17 protein-coding genes are annotated in these 18,181 nt (G+C 47.3%); 11 read left to right on the top strand and 6 right to left on the bottom strand.

Going from position 1 to position 18,181, the window contains the following annotated elements; translation table 11 throughout:
- The first annotated feature begins 31 nt into the window (after positions 1-31).
- The 3 genes from GMA8713_RS23490 (at position 32) to GMA8713_RS23480 (ending at position 3,264) form a co-directional block, all read left to right on the top strand.
- The gene (locus tag GMA8713_RS23490; RefSeq protein WP_062714797.1) at positions 32-319 is read left to right on the top strand and encodes a thiamine phosphate synthase; all 288 of its coding nucleotides are present in this window, start codon (positions 32-34) and stop codon (positions 317-319) included.
- A 128-nt stretch (positions 320-447) separates the two neighbouring features.
- Positions 448-1,656: a voltage-gated potassium channel protein gene (gene kch / locus GMA8713_RS23485; RefSeq protein WP_062714795.1), complete on the top strand. Its 1,209-nt coding sequence runs from the start codon at positions 448-450 to the stop codon at positions 1,654-1,656.
- 663 nt (positions 1,657-2,319) lie between these two features.
- On the top strand, positions 2,320-3,264 hold the full coding sequence (locus tag GMA8713_RS23480) for an RDD family protein (protein ID WP_062714793.1): 945 nt from the start codon (positions 2,320-2,322) through the stop codon (positions 3,262-3,264).
- 1,331 nt (positions 3,265-4,595) lie between these two features.
- On the opposite strand, the gene GMA8713_RS23470 is transcribed toward GMA8713_RS23480, so the two are convergent.
- Complete coding sequence (locus GMA8713_RS23470) at positions 4,596-4,844, bottom strand: hypothetical protein (protein WP_062714788.1); 249 nt, start codon at positions 4,842-4,844, stop codon at positions 4,596-4,598.
- A 255-nt stretch (positions 4,845-5,099) separates the two neighbouring features.
- Here GMA8713_RS23470 and GMA8713_RS23465 point away from each other — a divergent pair, with 255 nt between their 5' ends.
- Positions 5,100-5,393: a winged helix-turn-helix domain-containing protein gene (locus GMA8713_RS23465; RefSeq protein ID WP_062714786.1), complete on the top strand. Its 294-nt coding sequence runs from the start codon at positions 5,100-5,102 to the stop codon at positions 5,391-5,393.
- 63 nt (positions 5,394-5,456) lie between these two features.
- Here GMA8713_RS23465 and fabV read toward each other — a convergent pair whose 3' ends face one another.
- The 3 genes from fabV to mobB form a co-directional block, all read right to left on the bottom strand.
- Positions 5,457-6,653, bottom strand: coding sequence for an enoyl-ACP reductase FabV (gene fabV, locus GMA8713_RS23460; protein ID WP_062714784.1), 1,197 nt, complete (start codon positions 6,651-6,653; stop codon positions 5,457-5,459).
- 10 nt (positions 6,654-6,663) lie between these two features.
- Positions 6,664-7,119 carry a methylglyoxal synthase gene (locus GMA8713_RS23455; RefSeq protein WP_062714782.1) on the bottom strand — a complete coding sequence of 152 codons (456 nt, stop codon included), beginning with the start codon at positions 7,117-7,119 and terminating at the stop codon, positions 6,664-6,666.
- Between the two features lie 228 nt (positions 7,120-7,347).
- A complete protein-coding gene (gene mobB / locus GMA8713_RS23450; protein ID WP_062714780.1) occupies positions 7,348-7,929 on the bottom strand; it encodes a molybdopterin-guanine dinucleotide biosynthesis protein B in 582 nt (193 codons plus the stop codon).
- Positions 7,930-8,316: 387 nt separating this feature from the next.
- Here mobB and GMA8713_RS23445 point away from each other — a divergent pair, with 387 nt between their 5' ends.
- The 6 genes from GMA8713_RS23445 to GMA8713_RS23420 all read left to right on the top strand — a co-directional run bounded on the left by GMA8713_RS23445 (position 8,317) and on the right by GMA8713_RS23420 (position 15,243).
- Positions 8,317-8,817: a hypothetical protein gene (locus GMA8713_RS23445; protein WP_062714778.1), complete on the top strand. Its 501-nt coding sequence runs from the start codon at positions 8,317-8,319 to the stop codon at positions 8,815-8,817.
- A gap of 52 nt (positions 8,818-8,869) precedes the next feature.
- On the top strand, positions 8,870-9,964 hold the full coding sequence (locus GMA8713_RS23440) for an endonuclease/exonuclease/phosphatase family protein (RefSeq protein WP_157515743.1): 1,095 nt from the start codon (positions 8,870-8,872) through the stop codon (positions 9,962-9,964).
- A gap of 503 nt (positions 9,965-10,467) precedes the next feature.
- Positions 10,468-11,466 carry a BMP family lipoprotein gene (locus tag GMA8713_RS23435; RefSeq protein WP_062714776.1) on the top strand — a complete coding sequence of 333 codons (999 nt, stop codon included), beginning with the start codon at positions 10,468-10,470 and terminating at the stop codon, positions 11,464-11,466.
- A gap of 141 nt (positions 11,467-11,607) precedes the next feature.
- Positions 11,608-13,152: an ABC transporter ATP-binding protein gene (locus tag GMA8713_RS23430; RefSeq protein ID WP_062714774.1), complete on the top strand. Its 1,545-nt coding sequence runs from the start codon at positions 11,608-11,610 to the stop codon at positions 13,150-13,152.
- Positions 13,149-14,267: an ABC transporter permease gene (locus GMA8713_RS23425; RefSeq protein ID WP_062714772.1), complete on the top strand. Its 1,119-nt coding sequence runs from the start codon at positions 13,149-13,151 to the stop codon at positions 14,265-14,267. Before GMA8713_RS23430 ends, GMA8713_RS23425 begins: the two co-directional genes overlap by 4 nt.
- A gap of 1 nt (position 14,268) precedes the next feature.
- The gene (locus GMA8713_RS23420) at positions 14,269-15,243 is read left to right on the top strand and encodes an ABC transporter permease (protein ID WP_062714770.1); all 975 of its coding nucleotides are present in this window, start codon (positions 14,269-14,271) and stop codon (positions 15,241-15,243) included.
- Positions 15,244-15,317: 74 nt separating this feature from the next.
- On the opposite strand, the gene speG is transcribed toward GMA8713_RS23420, so the two are convergent.
- Both speG and GMA8713_RS23410 read right to left on the bottom strand, forming a co-directional pair.
- On the bottom strand, positions 15,318-15,842 hold the full coding sequence (gene speG / locus GMA8713_RS23415; RefSeq protein ID WP_062714767.1) for a spermidine N1-acetyltransferase: 525 nt from the start codon (positions 15,840-15,842) through the stop codon (positions 15,318-15,320).
- 159 nt (positions 15,843-16,001) lie between these two features.
- Positions 16,002-17,204 carry a sugar transporter gene (locus GMA8713_RS23410; protein WP_062714766.1) on the bottom strand — a complete coding sequence of 401 codons (1,203 nt, stop codon included), beginning with the start codon at positions 17,202-17,204 and terminating at the stop codon, positions 16,002-16,004.
- A gap of 543 nt (positions 17,205-17,747) precedes the next feature.
- Here GMA8713_RS23410 and GMA8713_RS23400 point away from each other — a divergent pair.
- Positions 17,748-18,181: IS110 family transposase (locus GMA8713_RS23400; RefSeq protein WP_198159450.1), on the top strand; the 434-nt coding region annotated here is incomplete at its 3' end.

The following is an 18,181-nucleotide window of genomic DNA, read 5'->3' as shown; positions in this document are numbered from 1 at the left end:
GGCTGCGTTATAAGTTGCTGGGTATCAAACGATGCCTTTGTGGAGGCTTGAGCCGTATGCAGTGAAAGTTGCACGTACGGTTCTTAGGGAGACGGCACTTGGCAACAAGTGTCGTCCACCCGACATTGAAGGGCTACGAAAAGCCGTTGAGCAAAGCGGTTATCCGATTGTTGCGATTGGTGGCATTAACACCTCTAACCTTGATGAGGTGATGGCGACAAGGCTTGCTGGTGTTGCTTTGGTTTCAGCGATTTGCCATGCGCAATCGCCGAAGCGGGCGGCCGAGGAAATCCTTGCCCAAATGAACCGCGCAGATTGAATCAAAATCAGTCTTGAAAACCCGCCCAGCGCGGGTTTTCTTTTGTATCCCACTGTCTTGGCAACAAAACATAGTGCAAGTGGGCTGAGAACTATACTCCCATCGGATTAGTCTCTCAGGTGACCAGATTGCGCATTCATCTTCTTCAAAAAGCTCTCGATTTCTGGCGTCGTGTTCGTCACTCACTGGTCGCTGCATTGGTATTTATCAATGGCTTTCTGATATTCCGTTCTGTGTGGGGGCAAAACCTCGATTTGGTGGCGCTGTTCCACATCAAAAGCTTTACCGACATCAACTGGACACATGCGGTCAATGGTCCTTGGCTGCTGCTTGGCATCTTCCTGATGTTAAACGCGATTGGCTTGCTATTCCGTGCCAGAATTGCCTGGGCGGTGAGCCTGATTTTGCTGATGATTGTGTTCACCTTCACCTGGCATTTCTTCCCGCATCTCGGCGCGCATCTGTATTGGAGTGCCAGCGCGGTTTTACTGCTGATCTTGCTCAGCAAAGACTTCAACCATTCCAGTGCCACAGCAGGCGGTATTGCAGCCTTTATCAGCTTTGCAGTCTTGTTGTTCTATTCCACTTACGGAGCGCTCTATTTCGGTGAAGGCTTCCATCCCGCTATCCATGATTTGATGACGGCGTTTTACTTTTCCATGGTGACCATGACCACCGTCGGTTATGGCGACATTATCCCTCAAACCGAAGCGGCAAGGCTGTTTACCATTTCCGTCATTATCGCGGGGATCACCGTATTCGCCACCTCTCTGACTACTGTGTTTGGCCCGATTATCCGCGGTGGTTTAAACAAGCTTGTGAAAGGAGTACAAAAGCCAATGAATAGGAAAAACCACTTTATTGTGTGTGGCACTTCAGTGCTGGCATCCAGCACCATTTGGCAGCTTCACAAGCGCGAATTGCCCGTGACCATGGTGACGATTGAAGACGAAGATAAGTTTGCCCAGATTGAGCAAAGGGTAGGGACTAAACTGGACATCATTTCTGGTGACAGCACCGACAGTGATGTACTACTGGAAGCGGGTGTCGAGCGTTGTCGTGCTGTCTTAGCGCTGACGGAAGATGACGCCACCAACGCATTTATCGTGCTTTCGGTAAAGGCCATCTCGCCCGATATTAAAGTGGTTACCGCAGTGAATGACGCCAAGAATATGAAGAAGGTTAAGCGTGTAAACGCGGACGTATTGCTATCGCCTCAGCTGTTTGGCAGTGAAATCCTTGCCAGTGTGTTATCTGGGGAGCCCATTAGCAATGAACAGTTATTGGGTATGCTGCTGCGCTCCGGTGATGGTTTGGTGAAAGAAAAAGAAAGCTAACGGCTTTGCTTGCGTTGATTCCAGAGGGTGTGAGCTGCCAAAGTTACGACAATTAAACCTGCACCCGTTGCCACAGAGGGAGTTGGCACTTCTCCTAGAATTAGCCAAACCAGTAGTGGTCCAAACAAGACCTCCAAAAGCAGAATCAAACTTGCTTCTGCCGCTGGTATACATTTGGGGCCAAAATTACTGTAAGTATTTAATATTATGAATTTATGGAATTAGTTCTCCGTAGTTCCTCTAAATGGGGCACTGGTGGGACACGATCTGAATTTCTTATTCAACTACGATTTTTAATGTGTTTGTTCCCCCGTTTCCGCTAGCGACTTCATCACAAATGGGGCAGCTATACGGTCTGGTACCTCTATTGTCTTTAGGGGCGATTTTATTCCCTCAAATCAACACCCAATCACCGGAGTCAGTGACACGTTCAATCGGTTGGATTGGCCTTGTGGCTGTGTCAATCGTCCTTGCCTGCTTCAAACTCTACGTCTGGTAGGTGACGATTGGATGCTTAATTAATGGGTGGAGTTGGGAAGTTAAAGACCCAGAGCTTTGCACTGTTGGTACATGTAGACTAGAAAAGGTGTCGCATAATACAGAAGCACACCGTTTTGGGGTATTTTCACAAAGGTCACTCTATCTCATACTAAGGGCTTTATTTTGGGGAAAGCACAAGAAACATGGATTTGTGGATTCTGGCGAAGAATCGGAGCTTTATGTGCTGATTTTCTATTTTTATCAATTGTCGGGAATCTTTTAGGTATCACCCAAAAAGACTTTCTCGCTCAGCTTGGTGGGTGGGGTTTATTAGTAGGCTTTGCTATATCGATTGTCTATTTTGGAGTAATGAATAGCTCTTTAGTGAATGGCCAAACATTAGGTAAGATGCTGTTAAAGATAAGAGTTGTAGATTCATCAAACTCAACAGTTAGTCTGCCAAGGTCGTTTTTAAGATCTAGCTTTTTTTTGATCCCGATCTTTCTTTCTGGAGCGCAACTCTCTTCCGAAGTACTTCTCCCATACTTAATTTATCCATTGTCTTTTATTATATTGGGTGGCTTCCTATCTATACTTTATTTATATATCTTCAATCGTGTTACTAGACAGTCACTACATGATCTAGTAAGCGGGACTTATGTTGTGAGTGTTAATGGTAGTATTGGTACTCCTCTTTCAATATGGAAAACGCATCTGGTTATAGTAACGTTGGTTCTTATAACATCCTTTCTTTCTCCTATCTTTACATCTGATTTGGTCAAATCTAAGGACTTTATAAGTCTGTTAGAAACTGAAAGAGAGATAAGAAAAAATGAACTAGTAAAAAGTGCGACGGTTCAAGAATTTTCGAGTGCTTTTAACTCGTTTGACTCTGGCAGCAAAACAATAAAATTTGTTGAAGCTAATGTTTTTCTTAATAAAAAAGATGTTTACGATGCTAATATTGCAAAGCAGCTGGCTGCAATTATAGTGGATGCGTACCCAGATTCACTAAACAATAGTTTCATTCAAGTAACGCTTACCTACGGCTATGATATTGGTATTTCATCAAGGTGGTATAGCAACGTTTATAGATTCAGCCCTAAGGATTTAACGAGGTTAAAATAAAGAAAATAATTAATAGAGCTACGTATGCTACTTCTATTAGTAATCAGAGTGCTAGAAGAGATACTCGTCTATATATTGTTTTTGAATTAGAAAAAGGGTATAAATTTTCGATTAATGCATATTATCAGGGGGAATCGAAATGGTCTTTTTACTCTTCAGCTAAAATCTCACCACTTTACAAGGGTGATTACTTTATAGGGAATGCAAAAGATGAAGAAGGAACACTACTCAAAGTATACTGTTCTATCAATACTTGCGATACTACCGAACTCAGCAGCGGCCTTAATTATTGATGGCGAGAGAAATGATTGGGTCTTGGTTTTACAGCTAGGGTCTAACCGATGGGTAATAGGTGCGACCATGCGGCTGGAGTTTGGGATTCCTCTAAGGTAGGATATTTGGCCTAACTAAGAACTACCTTCAATACAGTAAGAGTTTTGTTGATAACGATGAGCTTAAAAGACTACGTAGATACATATTATTTCATTGGTAAAATCCTTTTTTTTCCTCTCCTTTGATTTTGATTTCTCTTCTAATTATAAAGAAAAAAGCTAAAAAAGTTTTCCGGGCTTCCGTCTGTTTATTTTCCGTAGTCGCCTTTGTCTGGGGAGGTTTTTTTGTCTTTGATGGGTTTCTTAAAATTAAAGTAGAGTCGGAAATAAAGAGCTTTGTGTCCAAGCCTTATAGCGAGTACTCTGTTTTTTTAGATGGAGAGCCTCAAAGTTCAATTGAGATTGTTCGCTCTTTGCAGGGACTTTCAACAAGATTTACAGATAAAACGTTTTCTTTTAGGACAAATGAAAGGGTTTATAAGATTATCACAGATGACTCTTCACTTACCTTGAGAGTGTTTAATTCCTCTAAGAGGGAGCCATTTTATTGGGTTGTCTATATGGTTCCAGAGACTAATTATCGGTATATAGGAAGGATTCTATTTAATGAAGCCAATTAATCTAATTTTATTTTCTCTTTTAGTGAACTCGTTCGGGGTGAGTGCTGATACCCCCATTTTGATGGTGGCTGGCATCGGAACAACAATGTAAAAATCGAACAAGTTGTTACTTATTGGGCTGGGCAAAGCCTAAATCCAATCGTCAAGTTATCCAATGGCTCATATTGCAGCATCAACGAAACTGACAGGAACCTATTTTCAACCATACTCGCTATGAGAGCGTCTAGTGCTACAGGTCAGTTTGTATGTGAGGAAAAAACCAGCCCAACGCCAAGAGGTTGTTTGCATATGGCAATAAAGCCTAGATTCGCCGTTGGTGTGTCAGTGTATCTCTAATCTGGACAAAGCCCGACGATCATCGGGCTCTACCTGTCATCTATTATTCGTCGTCCTCGTCCGGGCCCATGACAATCGTCACCGGACCATAGTAGTGATGGTGGTGGTGTGTTGTGCGGTGATGGTGGTGAGTCCCTTTGTGCGAATTCACACCACCATGCAAGTGGTGTCCATGGCTGGGCTCATGGGCGCGGTAATCGAGGTGATCTTTGTTGTGCTTATGTTCGACGTCGTCACCATAAGCATTTTCCATGGTCTCGTGGGTGGATACTTTTGTTTTTTGCTGAGCCATCACTGACCTCCGTTTTGATATCGGAATAGTTTGAGCACCGAACAGTCTGGCACGCATCTCAGCGTGCAGTCGGTGAATCCCGTATTATTGCTGAGACTGGGTGTGGATTGTTGCATTACGCATGATTTCACTTATGGGTGGATACAATGACGTGAGTTGCTGCACTAAAAACAGCGGATAACATTTTTCTGCCATGCTTTGGCGTTACACTCAACGTCAGTCTAAATCAGGCTAATAATCTGAAAGGGAAAGCATTTGAGTAAACCGAGCAAAACCAAAACCAGTTTCTATCGTCGCCTGTTGGTGGCGCACCTTATCGACAATGGCGTAAATACTGTCCCTGCCATTATTAGCGAAACCGGTATGCCGAGACGAACGGCTCAGGACACGATTGAAGCGCTTGGCGAGTTGGATATTGAAACCGAATTTGTCGGTGCCAATAAAAACGGTGGATATGAGATTAAAGACTGGGGCGCGATAAACCGTACTTGGGTGAGAAAGCACTTGGATGAGATTAAAGCCCTTCTAGAATATCCAACGTCGGGATAAACGATAACAATGGCAGAGTAACCCTGCCATTTTTATCTTCAGCAGACTTATCGGACGCTTAAACTAAGGGTGAAGCACCTTGAGTGCCTCAATGTCGACATCCTGTGAGTAGTCGACGGAATCGAATTCAAAGCCGTTCAGCTGCAAGAACTCGCCTAGGACGCCTTGGTAATCACCGACATCAGTGAAGTTTTCAGTGTTCATTTCAGCCAACAGTGCGTTTACTTCCTGTTGGACGTCATCTCGCAGTTCCCAATCATCCATGCGGATCAAGCCTTCAGCATCGCGCGCCGAACTGTTTTGCCACTTGTCGTAAAACAAGCGGTTCATTTGCTCGATACAACCTTCATGAAGTCCTTTCTGCTTCATCACGTGGTAAAGCGCCAGAAGGTAAGGAGTCAAACCCGGTATAAACACGCTCGCCTTGGTAACTAAAGCCTTACACACAGCGATATTGGCATTACCCTCTATGTTTTCTAGCAGTGTGTTGATGTCATCACGGGTGTTGTGTAGATGGGTTTTAGCGAGTCCTAACGTGCCTTTGTGGTAAATGGCATGGGTGTGTTCGGGACCAATGTAGGAGTAGGCCACCGTTTCACAGCCTTTAGATAGTAGCTTTCTCTCGCTGAGGAACTGCATCCAACTAAGCCAGTCTTCACCGCCCATCACCTTCACTGTCTCTTCGATTTCCTGCTCGGTTGCTGGAGGCAACGAGACCATGTCCAGACTGTTTTTCTCGAAGTTGACCGAGTAACCCTCTACAGTCTCCCCAACAGGGCGAATGGCAGAGCGCCAGAACTCACCTGTTTCAGGGTTTGGTCGAATGCCTGTTGCCAGTGAATAGACCACTAAATCAACTAGACCACCCAAATCCTGTTTAATGGCTTTTGCCACTTGCTCACGGGTTTCAGAAGAAAAGGCATCACCGACGATGTTAGTGGAGATCAACCCTTCTTGCTCTGCGGCCTGATGGAAGAAGATGTTGTTGTACCAGCCAGCGCTACCAATGCCTTTGTCTGAAACACCACGTTCGAACGACACGCCAATGGTGTCCGCTTTTGCAGGGCCAAATGACAGTGCAATGCGGGACGCCAATCCGAAACCGGATGATGCCCCTAGGATTAATACCCGTTTAGGTAAGGCGTTGGACGATGACTGTTGGGTGAGTGATTTTGCGATTTGCTTAGAGACGGCGGCCTGGCAACCGAAAGGGTGGCAGTTACGCGCTACCACGCCTTGAATTTGGGGCTGGATAATCATGAGGTTAGGTTTATAGCCTTTCAGAAAGATATTTATCGTAGTCAGGAACTTCGATATCAATTTCGTGTGTCATCATCGGTGACGTGATGAGGTAATTTGCAGAAGCACGGTTAATCGCGACCGGAATGTTCCAAACCGCCGAAATACGCAGCAGGGCTTTGACATCTGGGTCGTGGGGCACGGCACTGAGTGGATCCCAGAAGAAGACCAGCACATCGATTTTCTTTTCGCAAATCATTGCGCCCAACTGTTGGTCGCCACCCATTGGACCACTCATTAAAGAGGTAATGGCTAAGCCAGTTTCACGGCTTAGGATGTTTCCAGTGGTACCTGTGGCGAAGAGTTTGTGATGAGCTAGTGCGTCTTTGTGTTCTTTTACCCAACGTAGTAATTCTGATTTGCAATGGTCGTGGGCAACGAGTGCGACTTGTTTATTTGAACTGACGGTGCGGATAGTTGACTTCATATCTAACTTCTTATGCATTTTTTGAAAGACCCATTTTGAAGTTTTTAACCGAAACGGGCGACACATTAATGGGAAAAGGCCGACATAGATCGTCAATTCATCCACTAGGCATCTATCTAATTGGTTGCTGCAATAATATACAGCTAGCACCAAGAGTCCCGACACAAAATGATTGTTACATTGTCATTGTGGTTGTTCACCTCATTATTTCGCGCCAAATAGGTGTTTTTACAGCTTTAGCTCATAAGCGAGATATTTCTCACTTTCGGGCGCATTTGCCAGCCAGTGTTTTATGAATCCGGCAATATCTGATGGCTGGTTCAGGTCCAGACTTGGTAGATTGAACTCATCTAAAGCATCAGGTTTCTGGTCATAAGCAACGGCAATAATATGAGGGTCGTGCGGAAATAAAGTCGGCTTTACGTAACTTGGCCTGTGAATTTCGATTTTTGGCAGAGTTTCATTGCGAAAGCCTTCAACAAGCACGATGTCAAGCCGTGAATGATCGAGTTGAGCCAAACACTCTCTCAACTGAGGGTCTCTTTCTTCATTGTCTCGATACTCAAAAAACAGCATGTGGCGTTTAGAGGTTGCCAGTAAAAGCTGGTCGCTGCCAGCATAGCGGAGTCGATAGCTGTCTTTGGTGGGTTTATCCGGTTCGATGTCGTGATGGCTGTGTTTCATTAATCCAACCCGCAAGCCCGAGGATTTTAAATGTGGGATAACGGCTTCCAGCAAAGTGGTTTTTCCTGAACCACTAAATCCAGCAAACCCGAGCACGGGAGTTACCAGCCTCGATTGTTCAATCATCAATATTGCCTAGAGCTAATTTTCTAAAAAGTGATAAAGCGATAATGAATATGACATACGGTTAGTGTTTTACGTGCAGAAAAAATGAAACGCACTACATTTAGTTTCGAATGACACTCGTTCGCTGTTGCATATCCGTGGTAGTACAATTACTGATATTTCTCAGTCGGAACTGCTTTCGTCGCAAAGGGATGGGATAAACCTCTCTTCTTTGGTCAGAAATTCCGCAGGTTTCCTGTCTGAGGTATACAATCAATGCAGAATACAACAGATGTGATAACGGGATGATATTGCAGGGTAAAGTGGATGTGCCTGTTGCAATTTCCCACGCCTGACATGTATTTCCGCCAACCATTCATGAGCACTACATTATCATGGAGCGATAATATGTGGGTTACCCTCGATTTTGAAGCGTCTGGACTCACGGAAGCTTCATATCCCATTGAAGTTGGTTACAGTTTGCCCGACGGTAACAGTATCAGCTTACTAATAAACCCAGATACCTCTCCCGAGAACTGGCAGCATTGGGATGATTTTGCTGAAACAGAAATCCATGGTCTGAGTCGTTTCGAGTTGAAAAAAGACGGGCTTTCTGTCATCGATGTGTGTAAGCATCTCAATGGTGCGCTCTGCTATTACAGCGATGTTTTGTGTGATAGCCAGTGGGATTTGTTCTGGTTGGGTCGTTTATATAAAGCAGCACATATGCGACCAACTTTTACCCTGACGGAAGTTGGCCATTGGCTTCTCAATCATGATGGTGTTAGCAGGCAAGATTTTCTTGCCGCACTGGAATCTCTTGGGCCTGCTCCACACCGCGCAGAAGCAGATGCAAAGTATATTCGGGAGGCACTTTCTATGACGCTTGGCAAGGAACGTTGCTCTTAAGTTGCTCAGAGGGTTACTATTTGTGGACTGAAACAGAGCAAGTAGTATCATCATGTCTGAGCAAATGGCGTCTGCACCCAAAACACTGAGGTTTGCCACTTTCAATGTGGCAATGTCGGCAGACAAATCTGGCGAAATCTTCAGTCAACTGGAGGAAGGAACGCATCGCCGTTTCGCCAATATTGCCGCTGTGATCCAACACAGTCAGCCTGACGTTTTGCTTTTGTGCGAATTCGATCACCCTGGAAATGGCGGCGATGATGGCATGCTGGCGTTTTTCCAGAATGAATACCTCGAGAAGTCTCAGTTTGGGCAACTAGCGATTCACTTCCCTTACTCTTACCTTCCTGCCACTAACACGGGGTTGTCTGTTGTTGAAGGAGAGGAGATCTCGGTGTCGCCAGAAAGGGCACATGGTTTCGGTAGGCATCACGGCCAATATGGCTTTGCCATTCTCAGCAAATACCCCCTCGATATCGAAAACTGCCGCCATTGGCAAAAAACCACTTGGCAGGATTATCCTGGCAGCCAGATGCCAGAATCGTATTTTTTGAATAAGGGATTGGAATCCATCCGTCTCTCATCCAAAAACCACATCGCACTGCCAGTGATTGTCGGAGATAAGCGTATTCACTTGGTAGCATGTCACCCTACACCTCCGGTTTTCGATGGTCCAGAAAAGCGTAACTTAAGAAGAAACGCTGATGAGCTGAGGCTACTGCATGACATTGTGACCAACGCCCCTTTTCTTGTTGACGACAGCGGAAAGCGAGGTGGACTTGATAGCAGCGAAGCGTTTGTCATTATGGGTGATCTGAATGCGGATCCTGTCAACGGAGATGGGGACAAAGCGATGATCCGCACTTTGCTTTCTGATCTCATTCTTCATGATGTTCAGCCACAAAGTGAAGGGGCGACAAGGTCTGTATCAGATTCGCGGATGAGAGGAAAAGGCCGTGCGACCCATAACCGAGGCTTAAGGTTGGACTATGTGCTGCCATCTCACCATCTTAAACCGATCAATTCTGGTGTGTTCTGGCCCAAAGTAGATGATGCTTTAGCTCCATTCATATACAACGAGAGTGGAAAGCCAGTGCCGGGTCGGTCTTCTGATCACCGTTTGGTGTTTGTTGATGTAATACTGTAAGAGCCACCATAGAAGCCCCCTGTGAAAACGAGAGTCAGCGCACGTAAATGCGCGCGGTGTGTGAAAGCGTTCAAGATTTCACCGCATGCGGAACGATATTTGTCCGTGCTTTGTGGATGAAATGTTAATTTGTCCTATGAATACATATATTCAAATCATATGAAGCTCTGAGTCTTCATGTGGCTAGGGGCTGTTGACCTTTGGTGATGATTTTTGCAGCAGTTTGTGGGGATTTTATGCAAGGCAGAGGCTTCGATGTGTAGCTAGCCTACATGAGAAGACGATAACGCAGCAGAAATTCCCCACAAACGCTGCCCGAAGGGTTCCGCTCTAACCGTTTTATGCTTTGTTGAGGTGTATTTGCTTAGAATGACTAGGCGGCAAACACCTCGCCGCGCCTAAAACGCTTACAGCGAGAACAAAATTTAACCACCAAAGGTCAACAGCCCCTAGCGTATAAATTTATCAAACAACGGATTTCCTCAATAGATGGAGTATCAAGGATGAAAACGATCACCTCACTGGCTGCAGCAGTTACTCTGGGTCTAATGTCTGCATCGGCGTCAGCAGCTCAGTTCAAGCCTTCTGTCATTTTCGATATGGGTGGTAAGTTCGACAAATCATTCAACCAGGCTGCTTATACTGGCGCAGAAGCGTTTAAGACTGATACAGGTATCAGCTACGGTGAGTTTGAAATCACCAACGAGGCACAGCGTGAGCAAGCGATGCTGCGCATGGCTCAGCGCGGTTTCAGCCCAATCGTTGCAGTAGGGTTCCAGCAAGCGCCTATCGTAGAGAAAGTGGCGAAGCAATTCCCTAAAACTGAATTCGTTATCATTGATGCAGTGGTCGATCTGCCAAACGTACGTTCTGTGGTGTTCAAAGAACACGAAGGTTCGTTCCTGGTTGGTGCACTAGCCGTGATGAAAAGTGAAAGCGACAAAGTCGGTTTCGTTGGTGGCATGGACATCCCTCTTATCCGTAAGTTTGCGTGTGGCTACGAGCAAGGCGCGAAGTTCCAGGCTGATGGCGCGGAAGTTATCCAGAACATGACGGGTTCAACCCCGGCTGCATGGAATAACCCAACCAAAGGTGCAGAGCTGGCGAAATCACAGTTTGATAAAGGCGTAGATGTGGTTTACGCAGCAGCGGGCGGCACTGGAGTGGGTGTTTACCAAGCAGCTGTTGACGGCAGCAAGTATGCCATCGGTGTCGATTCAAACCAAAACTACCTGCACCCAGGTGTTATGCTGACTTCCATGGTTAAGCGTGTAGATGTCGCGGTTCAGGACGCATTTAATGATGCGAAAAATGGCGAGTTCACTCCGGGTCTTCAGGCGCTGGGTCTGAAAGAAGGCGGTGTTGACTGGGCGCTGGACGAGCACAACCGAGATCTGGTTACCCCAGAAATGGAAGCGCGTGTGAAGCAAATCCGTGATGACATCATTGCGGGTAAAATCGTGGTTCACGATTACTTCAGCACGGATTCCTGCGAATACTAATTCGTGATTGTCGCCCCCGGTGGATCTGATCTTCCGGGGGCGATTTGCATCAAGAGATAGCGATTCGCCTTGCAACCTAACTTATTGCTCTTACGGGGATAATCGCTTAAGTCGTTCTTAAATTGATGCCAAGGAGCTGGCATGACACAACCCGCCATTCAACTGCGAGTGATCAATAAACGATTCGGCGCAGTTCATGCAAACAAAGACATCGATCTTACGGTGATGCCAGGAACCATACACGGTATTGTCGGGGAAAACGGTGCAGGTAAATCGACATTGATGTCGATTCTCTACGGATTTTATCAGGCTGATTCAGGCACCATCGAAGTGGATGGTGAAACGGTCAAAATCAAAGACTCTCAAGATGCTATCTCCCACGGCATCGGTATGGTTCATCAACACTTTATGTTGGTAGAAACCTTCTCTGTTCTTGAAAACATCATGCTTGGCGCGGAAGGACATAGCCTACTTAATGTAGCCTCCCGCAACGTGCGTGGTGCACTGGAGAAAATTGAAGACGAATATGGCCTGACCGTGGATCTTGATGCCATTGTCGGCGAGCTTCCGGTCGGTATTCAACAACGCGTCGAAATTCTTAAATCACTTTATCGTGGCGCGCGCATTCTTATTCTGGATGAGCCGACAGGCGTACTGACGCCGCAGGAAATTGAGCAGTTCTTCGATATTCTCAACACTCTAAAATCACAGGGTGTCACTATCATTCTGATCACCCACAAGCTCAAAGAAATCATGGCAATCACAGACACGGTCTCTGTAATGCGTCAGGGTGCGATGGTGGCTCACAGAAATACAGCAGAAACCAATGTGGATGAGCTGGCCGAGTTGATGGTGGGTCGCAAAGTTCTTCTTCGTGTGGACAAAACAGATGCGATGTCAGGCGATGAGCGCCTGAACGTGAGCAATGTGTCCTGGTTTGATAGCCGAGGCGTGAAGCGTCTTAAAGATCTGAGCTTCTCGCTGCGCGCAGGCGAAATTCTCGGCGTAGCGGGTGTATCCGGTAACGGCCAATCTGAGCTGCTTTCTGTACTTTCCGGTGTGCTCACTCCGCAAAATGGGGAGTTTACTTTGAGCACCTCACAAGGAAGACGCAGGTTTGCCAAAAAAGACAAGCGCGACGCAGGGTTAATGCGAGATTTAGGTGTAGGACATATCCCAGAAGACCGCATTAAACAAGGTTTGGTGAAAGCCATGCCTGCATCAGAAAGTGCCATTTTAGGCTTCCAGAACGATGAAGCTTATGGAAAGACGTTGCTCGATCCTGCTGCCATAGAGGCCGCGACCCGAGAGATGATGGAGCAATACGATGTCCGTCCGACAGACCCTCATCTGAAATCTGCTAACTTCTCCGGTGGCAACCAACAAAAGCTTATCATTGCACGAGAAATGCTTCGTCATCCTGATGTACTGCTCGTTGGCCAGCCAACCCGTGGTGTTGATATCGGTGCCATTGAATTTATTCACCGCAACCTGATCACCGCCCGTGACGCAGGTGCGGCGATTTTGCTGGTTTCGACAGAACTGGAAGAAATTATGTCGCTGTCCGATCGCATCATTGTGCTAGTGGACGGTGAAATCACCGGTGATGTGATTGCCAAAGACATGGACGAGCGCCAACTCGGTATCTTGATGGCTAACGCCGCAGAAGAGGAGGGCGCAGCATGAATGTACCTCAACAAAGCGCCCCAATGTGGGTGAAAACCTTTCTGGTTCCCTTCATTCAACTCTCCGTGGCGCTGGTCATCTCCAGCTTGGTGGTGTTGCTCGTGGGTGAGAGCCCAACAGCGGCATTCAGCGTGATGATTCAGGGTGCAACCAACCTGGAATTTGGCGGACTGAACAATACTTTGTATTACGCGACAAACTTTGTGTTCACTGGTCTGGCAGTTGCAGTCGCTTTCCATGCGGGTTTGTTCAATATCGGCGGTGAAGGGCAGGCTTACATTGCAGGACTCGGTATCGGCATTTTGATGCTGCTTCTCGATGACGTGCTCAATATGTGGCTGATGGCACCGTTGGCTATATTGGTAGCAGCGGCTTTCGGCGCAATCTGGGGCGCAGTACCGGGTTATCTGCAGGCGAAACGTGGTTCGCACATTGTTGTTACCACCATCATGTTCAACTTTATTGCCTTCTCAGTGATGGGTTACGCATTGGTTGAACATATCGCCAAATACGGCGGCAACTCGACTGATTCGCGCTATTTCAACCCTGAAGCGGTTTTCCCGAAACTTTATGAGCTTGGCGCAAGCTATGGTCTTGAGCTTCCCTTCTCTCTGCTCAACCCTTCCATCCTTCTCGCCCTGCTGGTTGCCTACTTGGTGTGGGTGCTGATGTTCAGAACACGCCTCGGCTATGTCATTCGTGTGGTTGGGCAAAGCGCGACAGCCGCTGAATATGCAGGTATCGACGCCAAGAAAATCATCATTATCGCGATGACGATTTCTGGTGCATTAGCGGGCTTGATGGCAGTGAATGAAGTGTACGGAGCACAAAACCGCCTGATCCTGAACTTCACTGGTGGTTTCGGCTTTATTGGTATCGCCGTAGCACTGATGGGGCGAAATCATCCTTTTGGTATCATTATCGCAGCCTTGCTGTTTGGTGCGCTTTACCAAGGTGGTACTGAACTGCAGTTTGAAATGCCGAGTCTGAACCCAGAACTCATCATGGTTATTCAAGGTCTGGTTATCTTCTTTACGGGTGCATTAGACAGGCTGATTCGTAAGCCGGTTGAAGGCTTCTTTATGCGCCGTAGCGCGCAAACAGAGGGGGCGTAACATGGAATGGTTTAACTGGATTCTCTCCTCTGCTGACTCAACGCTTCGTCTCGCGGTTCCGCTGATTTTTGCTGCAATGGCCGGGATTTTCTCAGAACGCGCAGGCGTGGTTGATATTGGCCTTGAAGGTAAGATGTTGTTCTCTGCCTTCACTGCGGCGGCGGTTTCTTATGTTACGGGCAACCCTTGGTTAGGCTTGATGGCTGCCATTGCGGGTTCCATGATGTTGGCGCTGATCCATGGCTATGCGTCGATCACTCAAAAGGGCGATCAGATTATCTCAGGCCTGGCGGTGAACTTCTTCGCGTCAGGGATGACGATAACGCTCGGGCACGCCTGGTTTGAACGCGGTGGTCAAACGCCAACGCTTCATAATGACCAACGCTTCCTACCCACTGAACTGCCGGGTGCAGAATGGTTAGGAGATACTATTCCTGTATTGGGGCCACTTTATAGAGATGTGGTTTCTGGCCACAACGTTCTGGTTTATCTGGCCTTTATTACGGTGATTGCGACATGGTGGGTGCTGTTTAGAACCCGTTTTGGCTTGCGCTTACGTGCAGTAGGTGAAGAACCAAACGCGATTGATACCGCAGGTATATCGGTCGTTTGGTTGCGTTATCGCGCGGTTCTGATAGCGGGGTTATTGTGTGGCTTAGCGGGTGCTTACCTTTCCACTGCACAGAATGCGGCGTTTGGTAAGGAGATGACAGCAGGTCAGGGCTACATTGCACTGGCAGCGGTTATCTTCGGTAAATGGCAGCCGCGCAACGCGTTTTTAGCGTGCTTGTTGTTCGGTTTCCTGTCTGCGCTTGAAACACGTATGCAAGGCGTAGAAATCCCGTTGATTGGGGTGTTGCCAACTCAGGTATTCTCGGCATTGCCGTATGTACTGACCGTGGTACTGCTTGCTGGCTTTATCGGCAAAGCCGTTGCTCCGAAAGCGATTGGGCGACCATACGAGAAAGAACGCTAATGGCTTAAAAGTGCACAAAGATAAACGAGGGCATTTGCCCTCGTTTTTTTTATTCTTTAGCAATCTAAATACGGTTAAGCACTACGTTTTGCCAAGTAATCATCCTGAAGAATGTACATGCGCTTAATGTCGCAGTATTCACCATTCACGAAGATTTCCTTCACGAGATGGCCTTCCTCAACGAAGCCACACTTATTGTACAAGTGAATCGCCTTTTCGTTATTCACTGCCACGTTCAGGTAGACCTTGTGCAGGTTCAGAATCGTAAAGGCGTAATTCAACGCTTTGTTGATGAGTGTCTTGGCATAGCCGCAACCTTGGAAATCCGGCGCGATGATAATCTGGAACTCTGCATTGCGGTGGATCGAGTTGATTTCCACCAACTCAACAAGGCCAACCGCCTGCTTCTGTTCGTTCTCTGCGATAAAACGACGCTCGGTGCTGTCATGAATGTGCTTTCTGAACAGATCTTCCAGCTCATAGTAAGACTCATAAGGTTCTTCGAACCAATATGACATGATTGAGCGGTTGTTGTTTAGCTGGTGGATAAAGCGAAGATCGGTTTGCTCAAGGGCGCGTAATCGAATAGCGTTTTGCATACTATTTCTCGTTCTAAAGTGTCTGTTGGCGCGACTGAATTTTTGTCGACGACGGAAGATATCACCGGATTTCGAAGTAGGGAAATGAAATGTTTTATCGTTTTAGTGGAAACAAATGAGAAGCCGCTGATTTCAGTCAGCGGCTTTTAATTCTGGCTATTAAGATGGTACCTGAACCAACTCCGGCTCCATATCGTCCGTTCTTTTCTTCCGTACCAGATACCAAAGTGGCAGCAGACCAAAGCTTATCACGGCAAGGGCAACAAGGCCGTTTTTCGCCGCGCCATAGTGAAGCACAACCTGACTACCCAGCAGCGCGCCGCCGCCAATTCCTACATTGAAAATGCCGGAGTAGATAGCCATGGTGATATCGGTCGCTTTCGAGCCGTATTCCAGCGCGCGTGTTTGTAAGGCGAGGGCGACTGTCATCATCACTGCGCCCCAAAGAGCCACGCCCGGGAAAAGCTGGAATATGCCTACGCCGGATCTCGAGAGCATAGAAAGGCACAACGCCAGCAAGCCAAAGCTCAGAATCAGCAGGGTGTTTGGATGGCGAGGCTGCATGCGGCTGAACAACAAACTGCCAACAATACCCGCTGCGCCGTAAGTCATCAGCGCCCAGGTGGTGACATCCGTACTCATACTCCAAACCTGCTGAATCAGCGGTTCAAGATAGGTGTAAGCCGTAAAATGAGCAGTGACGATAATCGCCGTCAAAAGATAAAGACTCAGCAGCGGCTTATTACGCGCAATCTCGGGCAGGCTGGATAGGTTACCGGAATTGGAAACCGGCAGCGTCGGCAGCCAGCGCCAAAGAGCCAACATCAGCACGCCAGAAATCACACCAATGCCACCGAAAGTCGTGCGCCAGCCGAACCATTCGCCAACAACGCGACCCAATGGCACGCCCATTACCATGGCTAACACTGTGCCCGTTCCAAGTAGACTGATTGCCACCGCGCCTTTGCCTTTCGGGGCCATTCTTACCGCCATCGCGACACTGACCGACCAAAACACCGAGTGCGCAAACGCGATACCAACACGGGAAACCAGCAGCATGTTGTAACTGGTCGCCATGGCAGAAATGACATGGCTGGCAACAAACAATGCGAATACGCCAAGCATTAAGCGACGACGCTCAAAATTGGCAAGCAGTAGCATTACTGGCAACGAAGCCAACGCCACAATCCAGGCGTAAATCGTCAGCATTGGGCCGACTTCTGCTGGGCGCATACCGAAGCTTTCGCCAAGGTTGGCCAACATGCCGACAGGGACAAACTCGGTGGTATTAAAAATAAAGGCACTCAGGGCGATCAGAAACACTCTGAGCCAAGGCAACAGATTTTGGGATTTGGTGTGCATGGTGATGAGAAGCGACAGGCAAAAAATAAACAACAAGAGAAAAAGGAACGCGAGTGTAATGCAGGTTCAAAAAAGAGGCAATGGTCAAAAAAGTTGCAATCAAATTTACGCTTCGTTTAACAGGGAAAGACAAGCTTGGACGACTTTTAGGCAACTGAGCCAACCAAATGAGCTATTCATCATTTCATACAGTTTTATACCCAAACGACCTGAAGATGCTCGCATTCAGAGGCCATCAATGCGTTCAATTCGAGGCAAATACAATGAGGAATAGTCGCTCTATTTCCGTGGTATTTAACAAAGAAGTGGGCGCATTGATGGCCTCCCTCCGGGCGAGTTGACTGACGCCGTGCTCTTTGTTGTTCCTTTTTGATGGAGATGGCTACACCTGCAAAGGAACGCCGCGATCACAACGCCAGTCAACCTCGCTGAATCCTGCATCTTCAGGTTGTTTGATGAGATGGTCTCCTCCTACTCCAGTCCGGCGTCATAATGCGCCAAGATAGAAGTGTTATCGACTATCTAGATAAGCAGGAGAAGACCATGAACAAGTGTAAAACGCTCGGTATCGATTTGGCAAAAAATAGCTTTTACCTCTTCGTGTTAAACCAGCAGGGAAAGCCCATCGGTAAGAAGAAACTGAGCCGGAGCCAACTCCTGCGGTACTTGGCTCAGCAAGAGCGCTGCATTGTCGCCATGGAGGCTTGTGCTTCTGCCCACTATTGGGGGCGTGAGATTTCGCTGCTAGGGCATGACGTTGAGTTGTTACCTCCTCAGCATGTCAAAGGGTATCTGCGGGGGCAGAAAAATGATTACAACGATGCACAGGCCATCGCAGAGGCTAGCGTTCATGGAGCCATCCGTCATGTTGCAGTAAAAAGCGTGGAGCAGCAGGATGAACAGACCTTCCTACAGATGCGGCGACACCTTTCGTCTGAGCGGACGCGTTTGCTCAATCACATTCGTGGGCTGCTGGG

Origin of the sequence: Grimontia marina (assembly GCF_900060185.1) — a bacterium.
Classification (GTDB): Bacteria; Pseudomonadota; Gammaproteobacteria; order Enterobacterales; family Vibrionaceae; genus Enterovibrio; species Enterovibrio marinus.
This window is presented reverse-complemented; position numbering and strand designations above follow the sequence as displayed.